1 protein-coding gene is annotated in these 1,202 nt (G+C 71.0%); it reads left to right on the top strand.

Annotated features, from left to right (window positions below; all coding sequences use genetic code 11):
* Window positions 1-1,202: alpha-glucan family phosphorylase (gene glgP, locus AC08ON_RS14110; RefSeq protein ID WP_476617132.1), on the top strand; the 1,202-nt coding region annotated here is incomplete at both ends.

Below are 1,202 nucleotides of genomic sequence, written 5' to 3'. Positions count from 1 at the left end.
ACGGCTGGCCCGGCGTGCCGGTCGAGCGGATCCTGCAGCTCGGGGTGGAGGCCGACCCCAACGTCTTCAACATGGCCCACATGGGCCTACGGCTCGCACAGCGTTCGAACGGCGTCAGCAAGCTGCACGGCATCGTCAGCCGGGAAATGTTCGCGGGGCTGTGGCCCGGCTTCGACACCGCCGAGGTCCCGATCGGCTCGGTGACCAACGGGGTGCACGCCCCGACCTGGGTGTCCCGGCCCATCATCGAGCTTGCTGACCGCGAGCCCGACCCGGGCCTGCTTTCCGACGACGCGGCCGGATTCGAGAAGATCTCCACGTTGCCCGACGAGGTCGTGTGGGCCGCCCGGCGGCAACTGCGGGAGCGCCTCGTCACCGAGGTCCGCCGCCGGCTGCGGGCCTCCTGGCTCGAGCGCGGCGCGGCACCCGGTGAGCTGGAGTGGGTGAAGTCGGTTTTCGACCCGGACATCCTCACGATCGGTTTCGCCCGGCGCGTGCCGTCCTACAAGCGGCTGACCCTCATGCTGCGGGATCGTGACCGGCTGCGCCGGCTGCTGCTGCACCCGCAGCGGCCGATCCAGATGGTCATCGCCGGCAAGGCGCACCCCGCCGACGACGGCGGCAAGCAACTCGTCCAGCAGATCGTCCAGTTCTCCGACGACCCGGCCGTGCGGTCGCGCATCGTCTTCCTCCCCGACTACGACATCGGGATGGCGCGCTTCCTGTACTCCGGATCGGACGTTTGGCTGAACAACCCGCTGCGTCCGCTGGAGGCGTGCGGCACGTCGGGGATGAAGGCCGCGCTGAACGGCTGCCTGAACCTGTCCATCCGGGACGGCTGGTGGGACGAGATGTTCGACGGCCAGAACGGCTGGGCGATCCCGACCGCGGACGGGGTCGAGGACCCCGACCGGCGCGACGACATCGAGTCCGCCGCCCTGTACGACCTGTTGGAGAACACCGTCGCCCCCCGCTTCTACGACTCGGAGCCCGGCGACGGCATCCCGCGGCGCTGGGCCGCGATGGTCAAGCACACCCTGTCGGCCCTCGGTCCCCAGGTCCTGGCCAGCCGCATGGTCCAGGAGTACGTCGAGCGCTACTACGTGCCGGCCGGTGTCTCGGCCCGGGCCGCCGCCGCCAACGGCTTCGCCGGAGCCCGGGACCTGGCCGCCTGGAAGAGCCGGGTGCATGCCGCGTGGCCC

Source organism: Frankia sp. CoWAU3 (assembly GCF_977971855.1).
Note: the sequence above shows the minus strand (reverse complement) of the source record. Positions and strands in the feature narration are given on the sequence as shown.